Raw genomic sequence first — 1,238 nt, 5'->3', positions numbered from 1 at the left:
TGTTAGCGGCAGTGTAAAAATGACCCCCTAATGGCATTTAAAAACTGACCCCCTTGGTTAATATAGCGGTCATTTTGGACTGCTCAACATGTTAACTTTGGAGCAAGCAGTGACAATCCAAATACTTCATCAACAAGGTAAATCTATTAAAGCCATTAGTCGTCAACTGGGGGTGTCCAGAAATACCGTACGTAAATATTTACGGCAAAACACCACACCTCAGTATCAGCGTATACAGCCTAGAATAAGTATCCTTGACCCATATAAACCCTATTTACTCCAACGTGTAAATGCAGCTCATCCTGAATGGATTCCTGCTGTCGTGCTCTACCAGGAAATTTTAAGGTTGGGATATCCAGGAAAGATCAGGATATTGAGGGAATATCTTGCAACATTAAAACCAGTTGCCAAACCGGAACCGATCATTCGTTTTGAAACCCAACCTGGCCAACAAATGCAGGTGGATTTCACCACGATTCGACGCAACAACACGACTTTAAAAGCCTTTGTCGCAACATTAGGGTATTCCAGAGCGACTTTCGTGAAATTTTATGATCATGAACGTACCGATGCATGGATCGATGGTCTAGAAAATGCATTTCAGTTCTTTGCAGGAGTACCTCAAGAAATCCTGTTTGATAACGCTAAAACGATCATGATTGAACGGGATGCCTATCAGGAGGGGCAGCATAAATGGAATCCCAAACTGCTCGACTGCGCCAAGAAATACAGCTTTCGTCCTCGCGTATGTAAGCCCTACCGTGCACAGACCAAAGGCAAAGTTGAACGCTTTAATGGATACCTCAAATCAAGCTTTATTGTGCCATTGAAAGCAAGCCTGAAGACTTCGGGTTTACTGCTAGATGTTGATGTCGCCAATGCCCACATTGGCCGGTGGCTGCATGAAACCGCCAATCAGCGGATTCATGCCACCACGCAAGAAAAACCGGCTGTTCGACTGCAACAGGAGCAGCAAAAATTTACGCCATTACCGCAATCAGATACAGGTTCTAGCACTGTACCTGTTGCAGCAGCAGAGCATGTCATGCCCTACGAGAGTTTGCAGCATCCCTTATCGGTATATGACCAGTTGCTGGGAGTTTCCTGATGAATCTGCAATACGACCGTATAGAGCAACTTTGCCAAAAGCTCAATCTGCCTGCCATCGCATCACAATGGTCACATCATGCACAACAAACATTAGGTCAAGATGGAAGTTATGCCGACTTTGTTGAAGC

1 protein-coding gene and 1 pseudogene are annotated in these 1,238 nt (G+C 44.7%); both read left to right on the top strand.

Going from position 1 to position 1,238, the window contains the following annotated elements; genetic code table 11:
- Window positions 1–88: 88 nt before the first annotated feature.
- Window positions 89–1,108: an IS21-like element ISAba8 family transposase gene (gene istA / locus FTU77_RS15865; protein WP_180056186.1), complete on the top strand. Its 1,020-nt coding sequence runs from the start codon at window positions 89–91 to the stop codon at window positions 1,106–1,108.
- Window positions 1,108–1,238: pseudogene (locus FTU77_RS15860) on the top strand (AAA family ATPase); the annotation flags it as partial. The gene istA and the pseudogene FTU77_RS15860, both read left to right, overlap by 1 nt.

The sequence above is a fragment of the Acinetobacter sp. YH12142 genome (assembly GCF_013418435.1).
Lineage (GTDB): Bacteria > Pseudomonadota > Gammaproteobacteria > Pseudomonadales > Moraxellaceae > Acinetobacter > Acinetobacter amyesii.
Note: the sequence above shows the minus strand (reverse complement) of the source record. Positions and strands in the feature narration are given on the sequence as shown.